Source organism: Streptomyces sp. NPDC058674 (assembly GCF_042716505.1).
GTDB lineage: Bacteria > Actinomycetota > Actinomycetes > Streptomycetales > Streptomycetaceae > Streptomyces.
The window spans coordinates 27,132-46,627 of record NZ_JBHXSC010000017.1 but is presented as its reverse complement, the minus strand read 5'-3'; the positions used below and the strand labels follow the sequence as shown (position 1 = coordinate 46,627).

Below are 19,496 nucleotides of genomic sequence, written 5' to 3'. Positions count from 1 at the left end.
AGTTACCTCGTCCTCTTCAACTCTTCTTCAGGGGAAGCAGTGCGCTGATCCGGAAGCCGCCGCCCGGCCGCGGCCCGGTGTCCAGGGTTCCGCCGACCATACCGATCCGCTCGCGCATGCCGATCAGCCCGTGCCCGGCGCCGTCGGCGCCGCCGTCCTCGTACAGCTCGTGGGCCGCGCCGCGCCCGTCGTCCTCGATGAGCAGGCCCAGCCCGTCGTCGAAGTAGACCAGCCGGACGCTGGCCTTCGCCTCCGGGCCCCCGTGCTTGCGGGTGTTGGTGAGCGCCTCCTGCACGATCCGGTACGCCGTCAGCTCGACGCCGCTGGGCAGCTTGCGGGGGGCGCCCTCGACCTCGAAGTCCACCGCGAGGCCCGCCGTCCGAACCTGCTCGACGAGGACCTCGATCTGCTCGACGTCGGGCTGCGGCACGTAGTCCTCGGACTCCTGGGGCTCCCCGGTGCGCAGGACGCCCAGCAGCCGGCGCATCTCGGCGAGGGCCTGGCGGCCGGTGCCGGAGATGGTCTGGAGGGCCTCCTTGGCCTGCTCGGGGGCGGCGTCCATGACGTACGCGGCGCCGTCGGCCTGGACCACCATCACCGAGACGTTGTGCGCGACGACGTCGTGCAGCTCGCGGGCGATCCGGGCGCGCTCGGCGGCGACGGCCACCTTGGCCCGGGCCTCGCGCTGGTTCTCCAGGCGCTGGTTCCGCTCGATGAGCTGGGCGTAGTAGGCCCGGCGGGTGCGCAGGGAGTCGCCCATCACCCAGGCGAGGGCGAAGGGGACGATGACGAAGAGCGTGAAGAGGACGTTGTCGACGTCGCTGGTGCCCTTGTCGACACCGAAGCGCAGGAAGTAGAGCGGGGAGGCCAGCAGACCCGCGCCCAGCGCGGTGCGCGAGACCCACCGCGGGACGTCTCCGGCGGCCACGGTGAACAGGATGACCAGCATGGCGAAGTCGGCGAACTGCGCGGGGATGCCCAGGGCCAGCTGGTAGACGCCGGCGGCGAGGGTGACCCAGAACATCGTCTGGGTCCACTTGCGGCGCAGGGCCACCACGGCCGCCATGGCCAGGGCCACCGGGATCGCCGCGAGGCGCAGTGCGGTGCTCGTGCCCAGCGACGCCACGTTCAGCATGGAGAACCCGGCGAAGACGACGGCCCAGAAGGTGTCGACGCCCGTCGGGTGTCTGCGGAGGAAGTCGTAGAGGCGCTGCACGTAACCCAGAGTAGGGAAAGGAATTAGGTGCTGGAGTCAACCACAGGTGCGAGCTTGCGCCGGGGGGCGTACTCCCGAAGGTGGAGGGTGAGCTTAGCCTTCCGGTGATGAGCACTCAGGGTGGAAGCGCGGTTCCGGTTCGTTGGCGCGCGGCGATGGAGGCCGCGCTGTACGGGCCCGGCGGCTTCTACGTCCGCCCGGGCGGTCCGGGCCCCGCGGGCCACTTCCGTACGTCGGTGCACGCCTCCGGGCTGTACGCGGGCGCGGTGGCGCGCCTCCTGCTCCTGGTGGACGCCGAGCTCGGGCACCCGCGGCGGCTGGACCTGGTCGACGTGGGGGCCGGGCGGGGCGAGCTGCTGTCGGGCGTGCTCGCCGCGCTGCCGGCGGAGGCGGCCGCGCGGGTGCGCCCGTACGCCGTGGAGCGGGCGGAGCGGCCGCCGGGGCTCGATCCGCGGATTCGCTGGGCGTCCGCTCCGCCCGAGCGGACGACGGGGCTCCTCTTCGCCAACGAGTGGCTGGACAACGTACCGCTGGAGGTGGCGCAGGACGGGCGCTACGTCCTGGTCGCGCCGGACGGCACGGAGTCCCCGGGCGGCCCGCTGGACGGCGCGGACCGGGCCTGGCTGGAGCGGTGGTGGCCGGGCGGCGGCCGTGCGGAGGTGGGCCGGTCCCGGGACGAGGCCTGGGCGGCGGCCGTGGCGGGGGTGGAGCGGGGCCTGGCGGTGGCGGTGGACTACGCCCACACGCGGGAGGCGCGGCCCCCGTACGGCACGCTGACGGGCTTCCGCGCGGGCCGGGAGGTCCCGCCGGTCCCGGACGGCAGCTGCGACGTCACCGCCCACGTGGCCCTGGACGCCTGCGCGGGGCCGGGCGCGGTGCTGCTGACCCAGCGGGAGGCCCTGACCGCGCTGGGGGTCTCGGGCGCCCGGCCCCCGCTGGCGCTGGCGTCCGCGGACCCGGCGGCGTACGTGCGGGCGCTGGCCTCGGCGGGCGAGGCGGCGGAGCTGACGGCCCGCGCGGGCCTGGGGGCCTTCGGCTGGCTGGTCCAGCCCGTCGGCATCGGCCCGTGGCCCCCCGCCGACGGAGGCTGACGCCGGGAGGGGCCGCGGTCCCGTGGGACTGCGGCCCCTCCCGGTCCCCTCAGGTCACCGCCGGGGGCTGCCGGCTACTGCTTGGCCTCGTCGTGGCCCTCGTGCAGGCCGCCGCCGCTGCCGCCGCCGGGCGTGGGCTGCGTGGCGACCGGCTTCGACAGCGGGGCCAGGTCGTGGGCGTAGTGCCCGACGGCGTCCGCGATGACGTCGACGTTGATGTCGAGCGCCTTCTGGTCGATGTTGGTGATGTCGTCACCCTTGCCGTGGTAGTTCACGTCGTAGGCGACACCGGCCTGACCGCCGAACTTCGCGGCCTCCTCGGGCGTCTTGATGCCCTCGGCGCCGGTGAACGTGCCGCCGGACGGGATGCCGACCTCGATGAAGGGGCCGTAGTCCGAGCGGCCGGAGAAGTCCGTGCCCGCGTGCGGGATGCTCTTGGAGTCGAGGAAGTCGGTGATCCCCTTCTCCAGCTGGGCGGAGCCGGCCGGGCCGGGGCCCGCGCCGGTGCCGTCCGAGTCGTCGCCGTCGTAGACGAAGTACGCGGCGTTCGGCGAGCCGATCATGTCGAAGTTCAGGTAGAGCTTGATCTGCTTCTTCTGCGCGTCCGTCAGCCCGGCGACGTACGCCTCGGAGCCCAGCAGGCCGAACTCCTCGGCCGACCACCAGGCGAACTTGACCTTGTTCTTGATCTTCGTCTGGCTGCTCGCGAGGCGCTGTGCGACCTGGAGGATGCCGGCCGAGCCGGAGCCGTTGTCGTTGATGCCCGGGCCGACCGCGACGGAGTCCAGGTGCGCGCCCAGGAAGACGGTGTTGTCCGCGTCGCCGCCGCGGGTCTCCGCCACGACGTTGTACGTCGTGCGGTTCTCGCGCAGCTCGCGGATGTCGAGGGTGAGGCTGACCGGGCCGGCCGCCGCCTCGGCGGCGAGCCGCTCGCCCTCCGCCTGGGTGACGCCGCCGGTCGGGACCTTGCCGGCCGCGGGGTCGCCGAGGGTGCCGTTCAGGGCGCCGTCGGTGTTGTTGTAGATGACCGCGCCGACCGCGCCGGCCGCCGCCGCGTTCTCCTGCTTGACCGCGAAGGTGCAGCCGCCCCGCTTGACCAGGGCTATCTTCCCGGTGAAGGCGCCGGCGGCGAAGTCGCCGGGCTCGCAGCCGTTCGTACCGTCCGCGTCGACCGGTGCGACCGCCAGAGGGGCCGTCACGCCGTCCGCCGGGCCGCTCGCCGTGTACGTCATCAGGTGGATCGGGACGTCGCGCCCGTTCGGGCCGTTCACCGTGAGCTTCTCGGCGACCGTCTCGACGTACACGAAGTCGAACTCGTTCCTGGTGACCTGGTATCCGGCCGCCCGCATCACGGCCTCGACGTACAGGGCCGACTGCCGGTGGCCCTTGGAGCCGGCCACGCGGGTGCCGTTGTTGTAGTCGGCGATCGACTGGAAGACCTTCAGGTGGTTGTTGGCCCCCTTGCCGGTCGCCTCCTTGACCAGCTTCCTGGCGAGCGCGTCGCCCCGGGCGGCGTCGCTCTGCGGGCTGCCGGCCGCACCGGCCGGCCCGGCGAGCAGCAGGGGGGAGACGAGGGCCGCGGCCGCCAGGGCGGCGGTTGCTGCGGCTATACGGCGTGAGGGCATGAAGGTCCTTCCACGACAAACGGCGGGCAGAACGGGCAGGGCGGAGCGGTCGAGCGGTTGAGGTGCGCGTACCTGGGGGGAGCGGTGGACGCACGTTAAACAGCAACTGGCCACTCTGGCCAGAGTTTTCGCCGATTCCGGTTTATGAATTCCGTATATCGGTGAGTCCGCGCCGTAGGGAACCGGCCATGCCGGCGCCCCTGCGGGCCCTCCCGGGGACCCGGGCCGGCGCCTCCGCGGAGCCGTTCCCGGCGCGGCCTCAGCGCAGGATCCCCTCGATGAAGTCCGAGCCGATGCGGGCGACCGCGGGCAGGTCCAACTGGTGCTGGACGTAGCGCCCCTGGCGCCGCGTGCGGATCAGGCCGGCCTTCTTGAGCACCGCCAGGTGCCGGGACACCTCCGGCGCCGTGATGCCGTAGACGACCGCCAGCTCGCCGGTCGTGTACGGGGCCCGGGCCAGACTCCGGCACAGCCGCATCCGCAGGGGGTGGGCCAGTGCCTCCATCCGCAGCTGGAGCAGCTCCACCGAGCCCGGGTCGGAGGCCGGTCCGGGCGAGCGCAGCGGGTAGTGGACCACCGGCAGCCAGCCCGGGGCGTGCACGACGAGCAGGTGCGGCCAGCCGAAGTCGGTCGGCACGAAGACCAGGCCGCTGCCTATTCGGGGGTCGGTGGCGGTGGTCGAGCCGTGGACCATCTTGTCGGCGGTGACGGTGGTGAGCCCCTCGTCGACGCTCAGCGCGGACGAGACCTCCTTGAGGGCGGCCGCCAGACCCCTGCGGCGCAGCACCTCGGTCTTGTGCCGGGAGTCGGCGCTCTGCCCGGGCTCGATCCTCTTCCAGGTCTCCGCGAAGAAGGCCTCGTCGCAGTCCTCCAGGAGCCGGCGCATCCAGCGCCGTACGGAGGCGGTGTCGTCGAGCAGCCGGACCGAGAAGTCGAGCTGGCGGGGGCCGCGGGCGGCGGCCGTCTCCAGCGCCTTGGCGCGGGCCGCCGGGTCCGTGAGCGGGGAGGGGCCGCCGCCCTCGTTGTAGAGGGACAGCCAGCAGTGCTCCAGGGCGGCCATGACGAACTGCTCGTCCTCCATCCGGTCGAGCACGTCGAGCTCCTCGGCGAGGGTCGCGGCGGGCCGGCCGGTGCCGCCGGGGGTCCCGGCGAAGGCCATGAAGATGTCGGAGAACGAGCTGCGCCACATGAAGTCGGCCTCGTGCAGCCGGTCCGCGAGGCCCGGGTCGAGGGCGGCGGCGGTGGCCGTGGTCCACGAGGTCAGCCGGGGGTGGTGGGCGGGCTGCGAGAGCGCGTGCAGGGCCATGCAGAGCTCCGCGAGCGGCGAGGGCGCGAAGGTGATCCGGTCGGCGGGGAGCCCGGCGATGTCGATGGTGACGCTCATCGGCCCATCATGCCGGTGCGCCTGCCGCGCGGGCCGCCGGGTGCGGGGCCGGACGGCCTACCGGGCGCCCGCCCGGTCGCCCGTCCGGGGCGCGGCCCCGCCGTCCGACCCGGCCCCGGCCCGCCGTCCGACCCGGCCCCGACCGGCCGTCCGCCCGGCTCGACCGGCCGTCCGCCCAGGTCCGACCCGGCCCCGGCCCGCCGTCCGACCCGGCCGCGGCCCCGCCGTCCGGCCGGGCCCGCGACAGCCGCGGCCGGACGCGGCGGGACCGCAGGGGGGCGTCGCCGCGGGACCGGCGGGGGACGATTGACGCCCCGCGTCAATCGTCGCGCGAGAGGGCGCCGGCGGGGTCAGGCTGGACGCATGACCGCGATCGAGCAGTACCTCATCGACACGTACCGGGCGTCCCAGCAGGGCGCTCCGATGCCCCCGCCGCCCGGACGGGACGACCTCGCCGCGGTGCGCGCGGTCCGGTCCCACGAGCAGGTCCTGGCCGTACTGGAGGGCCGCTCGGCGCGTCACCCCTGGCGCGCGGCCCTGCACCGGCTGCTGGTCCGCCCGCGCGCCTGCTGACCGCCCCGGGGGCCGCCCCGACCCGGGGGCGGCCGCGTACCGGGGCGGCACGGCGGCCGGCCGGTGCGGCCCGGCGGCTCCCCGCCGCCCGCGGACGCGCGGACGCCCCCGGCCCGCCGCGTCGGCGGCGGAACCGGGGGCGTCGCGGACCGGGCCCGGCTACTCGAAGTTGGGTGCGTTGCGCTCGTACACCAGGCGCAGGCCGATCAGGGTCAGCCAGGGCTCGTGGTCGTCGATGGCGGAGGACTCGCCCAGCACCATCGGGGCCAGGCCGCCGGTGGCGATGACGCGGACGTCGTCCGGGTCGCCGTTCGGACCCGCCAGCTCCTTGGCCATCCGCGCCACGACCCCGTCGACCTGGCCCGCGAAGCCGTAGACCACGCCCGACTGCATCGCCTCGACCGTGGACTTGCCGATCACGTTGCGCGGGCGGGCCAGCTCGATCTTCCGCAGCTGGGCGCCGCGCACGCCGAGCGCCTCCATCGAGATCTCGATGCCCGGCGAGATCACGCCGCCCACGTACTCGCCCTTCGCGGACACCGCGTCGAAGGTGGTCGCCGTACCGAAGTCGACCACGATCGCCGGGCCCCCGTAGAGCTCGACCGCCGCGACCGCGTTGATGATGCGGTCCGCGCCGACCTCCTTCGGGTTGTCCATGAGGATCGGCACGCCCGTCTTGATCCCGGGCTCCACCAGCACCGCGGGCACGTCCCCGTAGTACCGGCGCGTCACCTCGCGCAGCTCGTGCAGGACCGACGGCACCGTCGAGCAGATCGCGATGCCGTGGATCCCGTCGCCCAGCTCGTTGCCGAGCATCGGGTGCATGCCCATCAGACCCTGCATGAGCACGGCCATCTCGTCGGCCGTGCGCCGCGGGTCGGTCGAGATGCGCCAGTGCTCGACGATCTCGTCACCGTCGAACAGGCCCAGGACCGTCTGGGTGTTGCCTACGTCGATGGTGAGGAGCACGGGTTACACCGCCTCGCGCAGATCGAGGCCGATGTCCAGGATCGGGGCGGAGTGGGTCAGCGCGCCGACCGCGAGGTAGTCCACCCCGGTCAGGGCGTAGTCGCGGGCCGAGTCCAGGCTGAGCCGGCCGGAGGACTCCAGCGTGGCGCGGCCGGCCACCAGGGCCACGGCCTCGGCGGTCTGCGTGACCGTGAAGTTGTCCAGCAGAATCAGGTCCGCGCCGGCCGCCAGGACCTCGCCGACCTGCTCCAGGTTGTCGACCTCGACCTCGATGGGGACGTCCGGGAAGGCCTCGCGGACGGCGGTGAAGGCCTGCGCGACGCCACCGGCCGCGACCACGTGGTTGTCCTTGACCAGCGCCGCGTCCGACAGCGACATGCGGTGGTTGACGCCGCCGCCGCAGCGGACCGCGTACTTCTCCAGCGCCCGCAGGCCCGGGGTGGTCTTGCGGGTGTCGCGGACCTTCGCCCCGGTGCCGTCCAGCAGGTCGGCCCAGCTGCGGGTGGCCGTCGCGATGCCCGACAGCCGGCACAGGATGTTCAGCGCGCTGCGCTCCGCCGTGAGGAGGTCGCGGGTGCGGGCGCGGACCGAGAGCAGTACCTGCCCGGCCTTGACGGCGTCGCCGTCCTCCGCGTGCCGCTCGACCTCGAAGGCCTCCGTGCACACCACGGAGAAGACGGCCTCCGCGACGCGCAGCCCTGCCACGACGCCGTCCTCGCGCGCGACGAAGTCGGCGACGGCCTCGGCCTCCTCGGGCACCGTGGCCACGGTGGTGACGTCCACCCCGCCGTCCAGGTCCTCGGAGAGCGCCATGTGCGCGATGTCCTCGACCTCGATCGGGTCCAGGCCCGCGTCCGCGAGCAGCTGGGCCAGCGCCGGGTCGAGGCCGCTCTCCTCGCCGTCGCCGCAGCCGCAGTCGTCGCCGCAGCCGCCTTCGTTCCGGTCGATCAGGGGGAGTTCGTCGGGGGTGCTCACGGTCACTGCTCCAGGCTCTGGGTACTGAGGGGGTGTCGTACGGACGGGAAGTCCGCGGATTCGGTGGGCAGGACGACCAGCGCCCGCCGCTCGGTCGCCGACAGCCGGACGACGAGGTGGCGGCGCCAGACGGCGTCGTCGCGGTCGGGACGGTCCTCGCGCCAGTGGCAGCCGCGGGTCTCCTCGCGGCGCAGGGCGGCGGCCACCAGCACGCGGGCCACGCACAGCAGGTTCGTGGCCTCCCAGGTGTCCACGCCCGGCTCGGCGGTCTTGCCGTGCGCCTCCAGCCCGTTCAGGGCGGTGGCGTACAGCGCTTCGAGTGCCTCGGCGGCCGTCCGCAGGGACTCGGCGGAGCGGAGCACGCCCGCGCCGTCCGTCATGATCCGCTGGACCTCGTACCGCGCCTCGGCGGGCTGCAGGGGGCCGGTCGCGGGGACGGGGACGCCGGGGCCGCTGCCCGCCGGCGGGGCGGCGACGATGTCGTCGGCGATCCGCTCGGCGAAGACCAGGCCCTCCAGCAGGGAGTTGGAGGCCAGCCGGTTCGCGCCGTGCACGCCGGTGCAGGCGACCTCGCCGCAGGCGTACAGCCCGGGGACGGTGGTCCGCCCGTGCAGGTCGGTGCGGACGCCGCCGGAGGCGTAGTGCGCGGCGGGTGCGACCGGGATCGGCTCCGTCACCGGGTCGATGCCGTGCGCGCGGCAGGCGGCGAGGATCGTCGGGAAGCGGTGCTCCCACATCTCGGCGCCGAAGTGCCGCGCGTCCAGGTACATGTGCTGCGCGCCCTGCTCCTGCATGCGGCGCATGATGCCCTTGGCGACGATGTCCCGCGGGGCCAGCTCGGCCAGTTCGTGCTGACCGGTCATGAAGCGCACGCCGTCCGCGTCGACGAGGTGGGCGCCCTCGCCGCGGACCGCCTCGGACACCAGCGGCTGCTGCCCCTCGGCGTCCGGGCCGAGGAAGAGCACCGTCGGGTGGAACTGCACGAACTCCAGGTCGGAGACCTCGGCGCCGGCCCGCAGCGCCAGCGCCACGCCGTCGCCGGTGGACACCGAGGGGTTGGTGGTGGCGGAGAAGACCTGCCCCATGCCGCCGGTCGCCAGGATCACGGCGGGCGCGTGGACGGCGCCCACCCCGTCGTGCTGGCCCTCGCCCATGACGTGCAGGGTCACTCCGGCCGTACGGCCCCGCGCGTCCTGCAGCAGGTCCAGCACGAGCGCGTTCTCGACCGTCTCGATGCCCGCGGCCTGCACCGCCCCGACCAGCGCCCGGGAGATCTCGGCGCCGGTGGCGTCGCCGCCCGCGTGCGCGATCCGCCGCCGGTGGTGGCCGCCCTCGCGGGTCAGCTCTATCTCGCCGGTCTCGGCCGAGGTGTCGAAGACGGCGCCCGCGGCCATCAGCCGCCGCACGGCGCCGGGGCCTTCGGTGACCAGGAGCCGGACGGCCTCCTCGTCGCACAGTCCCGCGCCCGCGACCAGGGTGTCGTCCAGGTGCTGCTCGGGGGTGTCGCCGTCGCCGAGGGCCGCGGCGATGCCGCCCTGGGCCCAGCGCGTGGAGCCGTCGTCGAGCCGGGCCTTGGTGACCACGACGGTACGGCGGCCCGCGGCGGCGCAGCGCAGCGCCGCGGTCAGGCCGGCGACGCCGGAGCCGACGACCACGACGTCCGCGTCGAGGGACCAGCCGGGCGCCGGGGCGTGCAGGCGTATGCCGGTACCGGCGCCGGTGTCCGCGGGGCCTCTGCCTGGGGTGCTCACGAGTGTGCTCCGAACTCCAATGGGATGTTGTCGATCAGCCGGGTCGTCCCGACCTTCGCGGCGACGGCCAGCACGGCCCGCCCGGTGAAGCCGGGAGCCGCCTCGGTGAAGTCCTGCGGGTCCACCAGCGCCAGGTAGTCCAGCACCAGCGGCGGATCGTGGCGTCCCGCCTCCTCCAGCACGTGGCGCGCGGCGGCCCGTACGGCGTCCGGCAGCCCGGCACCCGCCGCCGAGACGGCGTGCGCGTCGGCGGAGGCCCGGATCTCGCCGAGCCGGGCGAGGGCGGTGGCCCGCCCGTCGCTGGCCGGGGCGGCCTCGGCCCGGGCCCGCAGCGCGGCCTGCGCGGCGAGCCGGTCCCGCCCGGCGAACAGGGCGCGCGACAGGGCCAGCGCGGTGCGCCGCTCGACGGGGGAGAGGTAGCGGTTGCGCGAGGACAGCGCGAGCCCGTCGTCCTCGCGGACGGTCGGTACGCCGACCACCTCGACCGGGAAGTTCAGGTCGGTCACCATCCGCCGGATCAGCGCCAGCTGCTGGGCGTCCTTCTGGCCGAAGAGGGCCAGGTCGGGGCGGGTCAGGTGGAGCAGCTTCGCGACGACGGTGAGCATCCCGTCGAAGTGGCCGGGGCGGGTGGCCCCTTCGAGGCGCTCGCCCATGGGCCCGGCGCTGATCCGCACCTGCGGGTCACCGCCCGGGTACACCTCGCCGACGGCCGGGGCGAAGACGGCGTCGGCGCCCGCCGCGCCCGCGACGGCGAGGTCGGAGTCGAGGGTGCGCGGGTAGCGGTCGAGGTCCTCGCCCGCACCGAACTGCAGCGGGTTGACGAAGACGGTGACGACGACCTGCCCCTCGGGGCCGGCCAGCTCGCGGGCCGTCCGGACGAGGGTCGCGTGGCCCTCGTGGAGGGCGCCCATGGTCATGACCACGGCCCGGCGGCCGGTCCGCGGCAGCCCGTGCAGCTCCTCGGCGGTGTGCAGCAGCAGCTCGCTCACCGGTCGCCGTCCTCGTCCGCGAGCACGCCGAGCAGGTCCTCGGCGAGTTCGGGCTTCAGCAGCCCGTGCGCCATGGCCCGGTCCGCGGTGGTGCGGGCCATCGCCAGGTACCCGGCGACCGTCCCGGGCGCGTGCTTGCGCAGCTCCGAGACGTGCGCGGCGACCGTACCGGCGTCACCGCGGGCCACCGGGCCGGTCAGGGCGGCGTCGCCGGAGCGCAGGGCGTTGTCGAGGGCCGCGCCGAGCAGCGGTCCGAGCATCCGGGCGGGGTGCTCGACCCCGGCCTTGCGCAGCAGTTCCATCGACTGGGCGACCAGGGTGACCAGGTGGTTCGCGCCGAGGGCGAGGGCCGCGTGGTAGAGCGGGCGGTCCGCTTCCGCGATCCACTCGGGCTCGCCGCCCATCTCGATGACCAGGGCCTCGGCGGCGAGCCGCAGCTCGTCCGGGGCGGTGATGCCGAAGGAGCAGCCGGCCAGCCGCTGCACGTCCACCTCGGTGCCCGTGAAGGTCATCGCGGGGTGCAGGGCCAGCGGCAGCGCGCCCGCGCGCCGCGCCGGGTCGAGCACGGCGGTCCCGTACCGGCCGGAGGTGTGGACCAGGAGCTGGCCGGGCCGGACCGCACCGGTCTCGGCGAGCCCCTCGACCAGGGACGGCAGTGCGTCGTCCGGGACGGTGAGGAGCACCAGGTCGGCCCGCTCCAGCACCTGCGCGGGCGGGACCAGCGGCACGTCGGGCAGCATGCGGGCGGCGCGGCGCACGGACGCGTCGGAGACACCGGACACGGCGACGGGCGGGTGACCCGCCTGCTGGAGCGCACGGGCCAGCGCGGGGCCGACCCGCCCGGCTCCTACGACGCCGACGGCCAGCCGGGCAGGGCGCGGCTGCTGTGATGGGTTCACGCGGGGAGGGCCTTCCGTTCCAGTCCGCGGGGGGTACCGGACGATACGTCGCCATGCTAGCCCCTGCCCCCTCGGGCCGGTCGGCGATGATCGGGGGCTATGAGCGACGAAGGCGACGAGCACATCGAGGAATCCGGGCGCGGCGGGCGGCTGGTCGCGGCCTGGCGGGGGGCGGAGCGGACCCTTTCGCGGAGCCTGCTGGAGCCGACGGCGGGGGAGCTGCTGGCCCGGCTCGCCGACGCCCCGTACGAGCGGGACCAGCCGGCCGACGTGTACGGCAACGGCGTGGTCGGCGAGCTGGAGCGGCGGGTCGCGGAGCTGCTGGGCATGGAGGACGCGGCCTTCTTCCCGACCGGGACCATGGCCCAGCAGGTCGCGCTGCGCTGCTGGGCGGGACGGACCGGCAACCGGGTGGTGGCCCTGCACCCGATGGCGCACCCGGAGCGCTGGGAGGGCGGGGCCCTGTCGGCCGTCGCCGGCCTGCGCACGGTCCACACGACGGCGGAGTCCCGCCAACCGACCCCGCAGGAGGTCCGGGACCTCGCGGAGCCCTTCGGCACGCTGATGCTGGAGCTGCCGCTGCGGGACGCGGGATTCCTGCTGCCGTCGTGGGAGGAGCTGGAGGCACTGGTGGCGGCGGCCCGGGAGCGGGAGGCGGTCGTCCACTTCGACGGGGCCCGGCTGTGGGAGTCGACCGTGCACTTCGGCCGTCCGCTCGCGGAGGTCGCGGCTCTGGCGGACTCGGTCTACGTCTCCTTCTACAAGTCGCTCGGCGGGCTCAGCGGGGCGGCCCTGGCGGGGCCGCGCTCCTTCGTGGAGGAGACGAGGGTCTGGCGCCACCGGTACGGCGGCCAGGTGTTCCGGCAGTTCCCGCAGGCGCTGTCCGCCCTGGCCGGCCTGGACCGGGAGCTCCCGCTCCTGCCGTCGTACGTCGCGCAGGCGCGGATGGTGGCGGGCGCCCTGCGGGAGGGCTTCGAGGAGGCCGGGACCCCGTGGTTCCGCGTCCACCCGGAGGTCCCGCACACCCACCAGTTCCAGGTGTGGCTGCCGTACGGGGCGGAGCGGCTGACGGAGGCGGGGCTGCGGACGGCGCAGGAGACGGGCCGGGTCCTCTTCCGCCGCTGGGCGGAGGACGTCCCGCCGGGCCTGTCGATGACGGAGCTGGAGGTGACGGAGCCGGGTCTGTCGTGGACGCACGCGGAGGTCAGGGAGGCGGTGGCCGCCTTCACGGCCCGGCTGTAGCCCCCGCCGGGGCGGCCCGGCCCCGGGCCCGCGGCCCCCGGGAGCCGGGGGCCGTACGGCGGTGCGAAACACCGAATTACGCCGAAGTCATCGGTCTGCGGCCGTCATGGCGCTACCGTCCCCTCACGGTAATTTCGGCCACCGTGCCCGGAGGAGACACCATGACCGCTCAGCCCGTGTGGCAGAAGTCCTCGTTCTGCGACGAGGGGGACGCCTGCGTCTACGTCGCCGCCGCCCCCGGCTCGCTCGTGCGCGTCGCGGACCGCGCCGACCCCGCCCACCTCGTGCTCGCCACGACCCAGGCCGCCTGGACGGAGTTCCTCCGCGCGGTCAAGGAGAGCGGCTGAGCGGACCGCCCCGAGGCCCGCCGCGCCGGTCCCGCTCCTCATCAGGGGTTTTTGTCCGATTAGCGCGTACCTTCGGGCCATGCCCACGCCCTACGGATCCCGCGGCGGCATGGCGTTCAGCCCTGCCGAGCTGCACGTGCTCAGGCGCTCGCTCGCCCACGCCCTCCAGTCCTCATCGGCCCCGATGCCGGCCTCGGAGGTCCAGGACTGCCTGCGCCTCGCCCGGTCGGTGGACGAGGCGGTCCGGGAGGCGGACCGGCTCAGAGCCTTCCTCGTGGAGGATCTCGCCCGCTACCGGGGCGCCCTGCCCGGCAGCCTGTCCGGGTACCTGGAGCTGCTCCAGGACGCCCTGGCCGCCGGTTACGAGCCGGTGCCCGACGACCTCGCGGCGCTGCGCGCGCTGCGCGCCCACCCCGTCGCCGCCGCGCTGCTGGACCGTGCCCAGGCGGTGGCGGAGCGCTCCGTACGGCGACGGCTGTCGGCCCCTCCCGCACCCCGTACCCGGCTGCTGTCCCTGGCCGGCGGGCAGGCAGGCCGGCCGCCGGGTCCGCCGCCGCAGCCCAAGGACCAGCCGAAGCCGGAGCGGCCCGTCCCGACCCCGGGCGAGGTCTTCCCGCCACGCCGCAAGCCCGGCCCGCCCCCGGCGGCCGGACGCGCCGCCGGGTAGCTAGGCTGGGGGCATGGACTACGTCTCCGCGCTCGTGCCCCCCGTCGTGATGGCCGCGTTCTTCATCGCTCTCGTCGTGACGATCGTGAAGACCCAGGGCGGCGCCAACAAGGCCAAGGAGGACGCGGCGGTCGACGCCGTGATCGCCCGGGCCGAGGCCGCCCGGCAGCCCCAGAAGTAGCCCCGGGCAGCCCCAGGAGCAGCACCGCGGCCGTTCGGCGGCGCGACGGGCGTACGGCCGCGGAGGCCGTGCGCCCGTTTTTGTTGCGCGCGACCGGGCGAATAGTCGGGCAATTCCGCACAAACCGCACTATCGTGCTGTTGTGCCTCGCCCCCTGGGAGAACTCGAAGACGCCGTCATGACGCGGGTGTGGCAGTGGAACCGCCCGGTCACCGTTCGGGAAGTACTGGAGGACCTCCAGCAGGAACGGTCCATCGCGTACACCACGGTCATGACCGTTATGGACAATCTCCATCAGAAGGGCTGGGTCCGCAGGGAAGCCGAAGGCCGCGCCTATCGCTATACCGCGGTCTCCACCCGCCCCGCCTACTCGGCCGCGCTGATGAACGAAGCCTGGGCGACGAGCGACAACCCCGCGGCCGCCCTCGTCGCCTTCTTCGGCATGATGTCGGCGGAACAGCGCGAGGCACTCCGGGACGCCGTGCGGATCGTCCAGCCCGGTGACGACGCGGCCGAAGCCGGGGCCGTCCCGCCGGCCGCGGGCGGGGAAGAAGCGGGCGAAGGCGAAGGGGGCGCCGCCGAGCGCCCGGCGGAGCCGGGGCGATAACGTCCGGTCGCATGGGAGAGTTTTCCGCCGCACCCGCAGAAACAGTCACGATCCGCCGTGCCCGCACCGGTGATGTTCCCGCGCTGCGCCGCCTGCTGGACCAGTACGTGCAGCAGCGGATCCTGCTCGACAAAGCCCCGGTCGTCCTTTACGAGGACATCCAGGAGTTCTGGGTCGCGGAACGCGGTTCGGACCACCGGGTGGTCGGCTGCGGCGCTCTCCACGTGATGTGGGAAGACCTCGCGGAAGTGCGCACTCTCGCCGTCGACCGCGAGTTGAAGGGCTCCGGCGTGGGCCATCGGGTGCTGGCGCAGTTGTTGGAGACCGCCCGAGCGCTCGGGGTCAGCCGGGTTTTCTGCCTGACCTTCGAAGTGGACTTCTTCGCCAAGCACGGCTTCGTCGAGATCGGCGAGACCCCCGTCGACACCGATGTGTACATCGAGCTCCTGCGTTCCTATGACGAGGGCGTCGCCGAGTTCCTCGGTCTCGAACGGGTGAAGCCGAACACCTTGGGCAACAGTCGGATGCTTCTGCACCTCTGAACGATCACGGCGGCTTTTCCGGAGCTCCGCGCGCCCGTGGCCTATGTCCGAATCGCGTACGTTTCCCGCCCTGTTGCGGTCTCGAACCTCTCGCCGGGGGTTTGTGTTTTCCTGGCAAAAGCGGTTTCCTTTCCGCGTACTGCTTTTCGATGAAAGGAAATCCCGGTGGCACAGAAGGTTCAGGTCCTTCTTGTCGACGACCTCGACGGTGGCGAGGCGGACGAGACGGTGACGTTCGCTCTGGATGGCAAGACCTACGAGATCGACCTCACCACCGCCAACGCTGAAAAGCTCCGCGGTCTGCTCGACCCGTACACCAAGGGCGGCCGCCGCACCGGTGGCCGTGCCACCGCCGCCCGCGCCAAGGGCCGCGCTTCCGCGACGACCGGCAACCCGGACACCGCCGAGATCCGCGCGTGGGCCAAGGAGAACGGCTTCAACGTGAACGACCGCGGCCGCGTTCCGGCCGATATCCGCGAGGCCTACGAGAAGGCCAAGGGCTGACGGGACCGAGTCGTACGCCGCAGGCGCGCCCGGTGGCATTCCGTCGCCGCCGCCGCGACCAGGCGTACGAGATCGGGTCCGGACCCCGCGCCCTGCCCGGGAGCGGGCAGGGACGGCAGCAGCGCCTCACACCCCTTCTCGGGGGGTCGCAGCCACACGGCGGCCTCCCGGGGGCCTTCACCCGGGGGCAGTCCCGGTGGCGCCGGGGCGGTGATCCCGCCACCCGCACCCAGGGCGGCGAGATCCAGGGCGACCCCGCCCCAGTCCAGCCAGTCGAGCAGCCCCTCCAGCTCGTCCGCGCTGCCCGCCGCCACCAGGAAGCACATCCGGCGTCCCACGACCGCCACCGGACCGGTCGCGACCGGCCTGCGCAGCAGCGCCGTCCCCGCACCGGTCGGCAGCTCCAGCACGTCGAACCGGACTCCGGTGACGAGCCGGGCGGGCGGCCCGGCGACGACGGTCCAGCCGAGCACCCGCTCGTACCAGGAGGCGTACGCGTCCCCTTCGGGCGGGACGCGGGGCGGGGGGACGCTCGGGGTGCTGACGGCCATGCCGGGAGCAACTCCGGAACCGCCCGGGGGGTTACGGGCAGGTGTGACGCACCGCACGCGGGTCGATGCGGAACGTAGAGATCGGCGGGGTGCCGTCCCACATTCGGGACGCAACCCTGTTCGCCCTTAGCTGAGGGAGCCGGTGGTTCCGGCATGGAGTGCCGGTCCCCACGGGTAAGACATTCCTAGTGGATCGGGGCGACACGCTGATTTGTACGGCTCCCGTTCGCCATCGGCGTACACGCGTGACGGGTATCTGTCTGGCCTGCGGGAACATCGTCTCCCACTATCGGGTTGGAGCAGTTGTCGGCTGTTCAAGCCGGTTTTCCTCACCGACGTGGGGGTGAGCCGCGGACGGATGTCGGCAGTTGGAATGAGCTGTCCCGCCCTGCGGGACTAGCATGCGGAAGGACAGGGCGGGGACCGACCCCGAACTGCCCGACCGCTCTGAGGAGCGATAAACGATGTTCGAGAGGTTCACCGACCGCGCGCGGCGGGTTGTCGTCCTGGCTCAGGAAGAAGCCCGGATGCTCAACCACAACTACATCGGCACCGAGCACATCCTCCTGGGCTTGATCCACGAGGGTGAGGGTGTCGCCGCTAAGGCCCTGGAGAGCCTCGGGATTTCGCTCGAGGCTGTTCGCCAGCAGGTTGAGGAGATCATCGGACAGGGGCAGCAGGCCCCTTCCGGCCACATCCCCTTCACCCCGCGGGCGAAGAAGGTCCTGGAGCTTTCGCTCCGAGAGGCCCTCCAGCTCGGCCACAACTACATCGGCACCGAGCACATCCTGCTCGGCCTGATCCGCGAGGGCGAGGGCGTCGCCGCCCAGGTCCTCGTGAAGCTGGGCGCCGATCTCAACCGAGTCAGGCAGCAGGTCATCCAGCTGCTCTCCGGCTACACCGGGGGCGGCAAGGAGTCGGCCACGGCCGGCGGCCCGGCCGAGGGCACGCCCTCGACCTCGCTCGTCCTGGACCAGTTCGGCCGCAACCTCACGCAGGCCGCTCGCGAATCCAAGCTCGACCCGGTCATCGGGCGCGAGAAGGAGATCGAGCGGGTCATGCAGGTGCTGTCCCGCCGGACCAAGAACAACCCGGTCCTCATCGGCGAGCCCGGCGTCGGCAAGACCGCCGTCGTCGAGGGCCTGGCACAGGCGATCGTCAAGGGCGAGGTCCCCGAGACCCTCAAGGACAAGCACCTCTACACGCTTGACCTCGGAGCCCTGGTCGCCGGTTCCCGCTACCGCGGTGACTTCGAGGAGCGCCTGAAGAAGGTGCTCAAGGAGATCCGCACCCGCGGCGACATCATCCTGTTCATCGACGAGCTCCACACCCTCGTGGGTGCGGGCGCCGCCGAGGGCGCGATCGACGCCGCGAGCATTCTCAAGCCCATGCTGGCCCGTGGTGAGCTCCAGACCATCGGTGCCACGACTCTCGACGAGTACCGCAAGCACCTCGAGAAGGACGCGGCCCTCGAGCGCCGCTTCCAGCCGATCCAGGTGGCGGAGCCTTCCCTCCCCCACACGATCGAGATCCTCAAGGGCCTGCGGGACCGCTACGAGGCCCACCACCGCGTCTCCATCACGGACGAGGCCCTCGTCCAGGCGGCGACGCTGGCGGACCGGTACATCTCGGACCGCTTCCTCCCGGACAAGGCGATCGACCTGATCGACGAGGCCGGCTCCCGGATGCGCATCCGCCGGATGACCGCGCCGCCGGACCTCCGCGAGTTCGACGAGAAGATCGCGGGCGTGCGCCGCGACAAGGAGTCGGCCATCGACTCCCAGGACTTCGAGAAGGCAGCGTCCCTCCGCGACAAGGAGAAGCAGCTGCTGGCGGCGAAGACCAAGCGCGAGAAGGAATGGAAGGCCGGCGACATGGACGTCGTCGCCGAGGTCGACGGCGAGCTCATCGCCGAAGTCCTCGCGACCGCGACCGGCATTCCCGTCTTCAAGCTCACCGAGGAGGAGTCCTCGCGACTGCTCCGCATGGAGGACGAGCTGCACCGTCGGGTCATCGGCCAGAAGGACGCCATCAAGGCGCTCTCCCAGGCGATCCGGCGTACCCGTGCGGGTCTGAAGGACCCGAAGCGCCCGGGTGGCTCCTTCATCTTCGCCGGCCCGTCCGGTGTCGGTAAGACCGAGCTCTCCAAGACGCTCGCCGAATTCCTCTTCGGCGACGAGGACGCGCTGATCTCCCTCGACATGTCGGAGTTCAGCGAGAAGCACACGGTTTCCCGCCTCTTCGGTTCGCCCCCCGGCTACGTGGGGTACGAAGAGGGCGGCCAGCTCACCGAGAAGGTGCGCCGCAAGCCGTTCTCCGTCGTCCTCTTCGACGAGGTCGAGAAGGCCCACCCGGATATCTTCAATTCCCTTCTCCAGATCCTGGAGGACGGTCGTCTGACCGACTCCCAGGGCCGGGTCGTGGACTTCAAGAACACGGTCATCATCATGACGACCAACCTGGGTACGCGGGACATCTCGAAGGGCTTCAACCTGGGCTTCGCGGCCCAGGGCGACACGAAGACCGGCTACGACCGGATGAAGGCGAAGGTCAACGAAGAGCTCAAGCAGCACTTCCGGCCCGAGTTCCTCAACCGTGTCGACGACACGGTCGTCTTCCACCAGCTCACCGAGGAAGACATCATCCAGATCGTCGACCTCATGATCGCCAAGGTCGACGAGCGCCTCAAGGACCGCGACATGGGCATCGAGCTGAGCGGCGACGCGAAGCTCCTGCTCGCCAAGCGCGGCTACGACCCGATCATGGGCGCCCGCCCGCTGCGCCGGACCATCCAGCGCGAGATCGAGGACCTGCTCTCGGAGAAGATCCTCTTCGGCGAGCTGCGCCCCGGTCAGATCGTGGTCGTCGGCAAGGAGGGTGAGGGCGAGGACGCCAAGTTCACCTTCCGCGGCGAGGAGAAGACAGCTCTGCCGGACCTCCCCCCGATCGAGGCCACGGGCTCCGGCCCGGACCTGTCGAAGGGCGCGTGACCGCCGCCGCGTAGCGGCAGCCGTACAGAAGGGGCGGCCCCGGGACTCTCCAGAGTCCCGGGGCCGCCCCTTTTCCGTCTCCGCTCGAATGCCGGGAGGGCGCCGGGAGGGCGCCGGGAGGACAGGGGAGGGCGGCGGAGCGCCCCGGGGGTGTCACGGGGGTTGTCCGGAGCGCCGCGTCCGGCACGGCGCGAGGTGGCACGGCGAGGGTCCCGGAGCGGTCCGGCGACGGCACCGGGCCGGTGACAAGCCGCACAGAACAAATCGGACGTACTAGGCACATTCGTAGATCAAATGGACCCTCGAAGCCGACAAAACCCCCAGGATGGGGGCGGTCAACAGGCCGGACTGCCCGGGCGCGGCTACGACCCCCGGTAGTAACGGGGGTGTTTG

19 protein-coding genes are annotated in these 19,496 nt (G+C 73.1%); 10 read left to right on the top strand and 9 right to left on the bottom strand.

Features of this window, described 5'->3' with window-relative positions; genetic code table 11:
* Positions 1–16: 16 nt before the first annotated feature.
* Positions 17–1,216 (bottom strand): sensor histidine kinase, encoded by a 1,200-nt coding sequence (locus ACFWU6_RS11840; RefSeq protein WP_383798504.1) that lies wholly within the window; start codon positions 1,214–1,216, stop codon positions 17–19.
* A 107-nt stretch (positions 1,217–1,323) separates the two neighbouring features.
* Between ACFWU6_RS11840 and ACFWU6_RS11835 the strand changes: the two genes are divergently transcribed.
* Complete coding sequence (locus tag ACFWU6_RS11835) at positions 1,324–2,307, top strand: SAM-dependent methyltransferase (RefSeq protein WP_383980617.1); 984 nt, start codon at positions 1,324–1,326, stop codon at positions 2,305–2,307.
* 74 nt (positions 2,308–2,381) lie between these two features.
* On the opposite strand, the gene ACFWU6_RS11830 is transcribed toward ACFWU6_RS11835, so the two are convergent.
* On the bottom strand, positions 2,382–3,932 hold the full coding sequence (locus ACFWU6_RS11830; protein ID WP_383980615.1) for a M20/M25/M40 family metallo-hydrolase: 1,551 nt from the start codon (positions 3,930–3,932) through the stop codon (positions 2,382–2,384).
* 259 nt (positions 3,933–4,191) lie between these two features.
* A complete protein-coding gene (locus tag ACFWU6_RS11825; RefSeq protein ID WP_383798513.1) occupies positions 4,192–5,316 on the bottom strand; it encodes a DUF5937 family protein in 1,125 nt (374 codons plus the stop codon).
* A 363-nt stretch (positions 5,317–5,679) separates the two neighbouring features.
* Between ACFWU6_RS11825 and ACFWU6_RS11820 the strand changes: the two genes are divergently transcribed.
* The gene (locus ACFWU6_RS11820) at positions 5,680–5,889 is read left to right on the top strand and encodes a hypothetical protein (protein ID WP_383798516.1); all 210 of its coding nucleotides are present in this window, start codon (positions 5,680–5,682) and stop codon (positions 5,887–5,889) included.
* A gap of 159 nt (positions 5,890–6,048) precedes the next feature.
* Here the strand turns inward: ACFWU6_RS11820 and ACFWU6_RS11815 are convergent, their stop codons facing one another.
* Genes ACFWU6_RS11815 through ACFWU6_RS11795 form a run of 5 tightly spaced genes read right to left on the bottom strand, consistent with a single transcriptional unit; the run spans position 6,049 to position 11,472 of the window.
* Positions 6,049–6,858: a type III pantothenate kinase gene (locus ACFWU6_RS11815; protein ID WP_383798519.1), complete on the bottom strand. Its 810-nt coding sequence runs from the start codon at positions 6,856–6,858 to the stop codon at positions 6,049–6,051.
* A gap of 3 nt (positions 6,859–6,861) precedes the next feature.
* A complete protein-coding gene (gene nadC, locus ACFWU6_RS11810) occupies positions 6,862–7,833 on the bottom strand; it encodes a carboxylating nicotinate-nucleotide diphosphorylase (RefSeq protein ID WP_383798522.1) in 972 nt (323 codons plus the stop codon).
* Between the two features lie 2 nt (positions 7,834–7,835).
* Entirely contained in the window at positions 7,836–9,584 is a 1,749-nt protein-coding gene (locus tag ACFWU6_RS11805) for an L-aspartate oxidase (RefSeq protein ID WP_383798525.1), read from the bottom strand.
* On the bottom strand, positions 9,581–10,573 hold the full coding sequence (gene panC / locus ACFWU6_RS11800; protein ID WP_383798528.1) for a pantoate--beta-alanine ligase: 993 nt from the start codon (positions 10,571–10,573) through the stop codon (positions 9,581–9,583). The genes ACFWU6_RS11805 and panC overlap by 4 nt, the downstream gene beginning before the upstream one ends.
* On the bottom strand, positions 10,570–11,472 hold the full coding sequence (locus ACFWU6_RS11795) for a Rossmann-like and DUF2520 domain-containing protein (protein ID WP_383798531.1): 903 nt from the start codon (positions 11,470–11,472) through the stop codon (positions 10,570–10,572). Before ACFWU6_RS11795 ends, panC begins: the two co-directional genes overlap by 4 nt.
* Before the next feature lie 99 nt (positions 11,473–11,571).
* On the opposite strand from ACFWU6_RS11795, the gene ACFWU6_RS11790 reads away from it, so the two are divergent.
* The 7 genes from ACFWU6_RS11790 to ACFWU6_RS11760 all read left to right on the top strand — a co-directional run bounded on the left by ACFWU6_RS11790 (position 11,572) and on the right by ACFWU6_RS11760 (position 15,562).
* Complete coding sequence (locus ACFWU6_RS11790) at positions 11,572–12,714, top strand: threonine aldolase family protein (protein ID WP_383798534.1); 1,143 nt, start codon at positions 11,572–11,574, stop codon at positions 12,712–12,714.
* Between the two features lie 161 nt (positions 12,715–12,875).
* Positions 12,876–13,061: a DUF397 domain-containing protein gene (locus ACFWU6_RS11785; RefSeq protein ID WP_383798537.1), complete on the top strand. Its 186-nt coding sequence runs from the start codon at positions 12,876–12,878 to the stop codon at positions 13,059–13,061.
* A 79-nt stretch (positions 13,062–13,140) separates the two neighbouring features.
* Positions 13,141–13,728, top strand: coding sequence for a hypothetical protein (locus ACFWU6_RS11780; protein ID WP_383980613.1), 588 nt, complete (start codon positions 13,141–13,143; stop codon positions 13,726–13,728).
* Between the two features lie 13 nt (positions 13,729–13,741).
* On the top strand, positions 13,742–13,909 hold the full coding sequence (locus ACFWU6_RS11775) for a hypothetical protein (protein ID WP_383798543.1): 168 nt from the start codon (positions 13,742–13,744) through the stop codon (positions 13,907–13,909).
* A 142-nt stretch (positions 13,910–14,051) separates the two neighbouring features.
* On the top strand, positions 14,052–14,516 hold the full coding sequence (locus ACFWU6_RS11770) for a BlaI/MecI/CopY family transcriptional regulator (RefSeq protein ID WP_383798546.1): 465 nt from the start codon (positions 14,052–14,054) through the stop codon (positions 14,514–14,516).
* Between the two features lie 11 nt (positions 14,517–14,527).
* Entirely contained in the window at positions 14,528–15,058 is a 531-nt protein-coding gene (locus ACFWU6_RS11765; protein WP_383798549.1) for an amino-acid N-acetyltransferase, read from the top strand.
* A 165-nt stretch (positions 15,059–15,223) separates the two neighbouring features.
* A complete protein-coding gene (locus tag ACFWU6_RS11760) occupies positions 15,224–15,562 on the top strand; it encodes an Lsr2 family protein (protein ID WP_383798552.1) in 339 nt (112 codons plus the stop codon).
* Here the strand turns inward: ACFWU6_RS11760 and ACFWU6_RS11755 are convergent.
* Positions 15,541–16,113, bottom strand: coding sequence for an SCO3374 family protein (locus tag ACFWU6_RS11755; RefSeq protein ID WP_383798555.1), 573 nt, complete (start codon positions 16,111–16,113; stop codon positions 15,541–15,543). The genes ACFWU6_RS11760 and ACFWU6_RS11755 overlap by 22 nt on opposite strands.
* Positions 16,114–16,577: 464 nt before the next feature.
* On the opposite strand from ACFWU6_RS11755, the gene ACFWU6_RS11750 reads away from it, so the two are divergent.
* A complete protein-coding gene (locus ACFWU6_RS11750; RefSeq protein ID WP_383798558.1) occupies positions 16,578–19,103 on the top strand; it encodes an ATP-dependent Clp protease ATP-binding subunit in 2,526 nt (841 codons plus the stop codon).
* Positions 19,104–19,496: the final 393 nt, after the last annotated feature.

Excerpts from the sequence above, each read along its gene's own strand:
- ACFWU6_RS11835 (WP_383980617.1), top strand. The coding sequence starts at position 1,324 with ATGAGCACTCAGGGTGGAAGCGCGGTTCCGGTTCGTTGGCGCGCGGCG.
- ACFWU6_RS11830 (WP_383980615.1), bottom strand. The coding sequence starts at position 3,932 with ATGCCCTCACGCCGTATAGCCGCAGCAACCGCCGCCCTGGCGGCCGCG.
- ACFWU6_RS11825 (WP_383798513.1), bottom strand. The coding sequence starts at position 5,316 with ATGAGCGTCACCATCGACATCGCCGGGCTCCCCGCCGACCGGATCACC.
- ACFWU6_RS11820 (WP_383798516.1), top strand. The coding sequence starts at position 5,680 with ATGACCGCGATCGAGCAGTACCTCATCGACACGTACCGGGCGTCCCAG.
- ACFWU6_RS11790 (WP_383798534.1), top strand. The coding sequence starts at position 11,572 with ATGAGCGACGAAGGCGACGAGCACATCGAGGAATCCGGGCGCGGCGGG.
- ACFWU6_RS11785 (WP_383798537.1), top strand. The coding sequence starts at position 12,876 with ATGACCGCTCAGCCCGTGTGGCAGAAGTCCTCGTTCTGCGACGAGGGG.
- ACFWU6_RS11780 (WP_383980613.1), top strand. The coding sequence starts at position 13,141 with ATGCCCACGCCCTACGGATCCCGCGGCGGCATGGCGTTCAGCCCTGCC.
- ACFWU6_RS11775 (WP_383798543.1), top strand. The coding sequence starts at position 13,742 with ATGGACTACGTCTCCGCGCTCGTGCCCCCCGTCGTGATGGCCGCGTTC.
- ACFWU6_RS11765 (WP_383798549.1), top strand. The coding sequence starts at position 14,528 with ATGGGAGAGTTTTCCGCCGCACCCGCAGAAACAGTCACGATCCGCCGT.
- ACFWU6_RS11755 (WP_383798555.1), bottom strand. The coding sequence starts at position 16,113 with ATGGCCGTCAGCACCCCGAGCGTCCCCCCGCCCCGCGTCCCGCCCGAA.
- ACFWU6_RS11750 (WP_383798558.1), top strand. The coding sequence starts at position 16,578 with ATGTTCGAGAGGTTCACCGACCGCGCGCGGCGGGTTGTCGTCCTGGCT.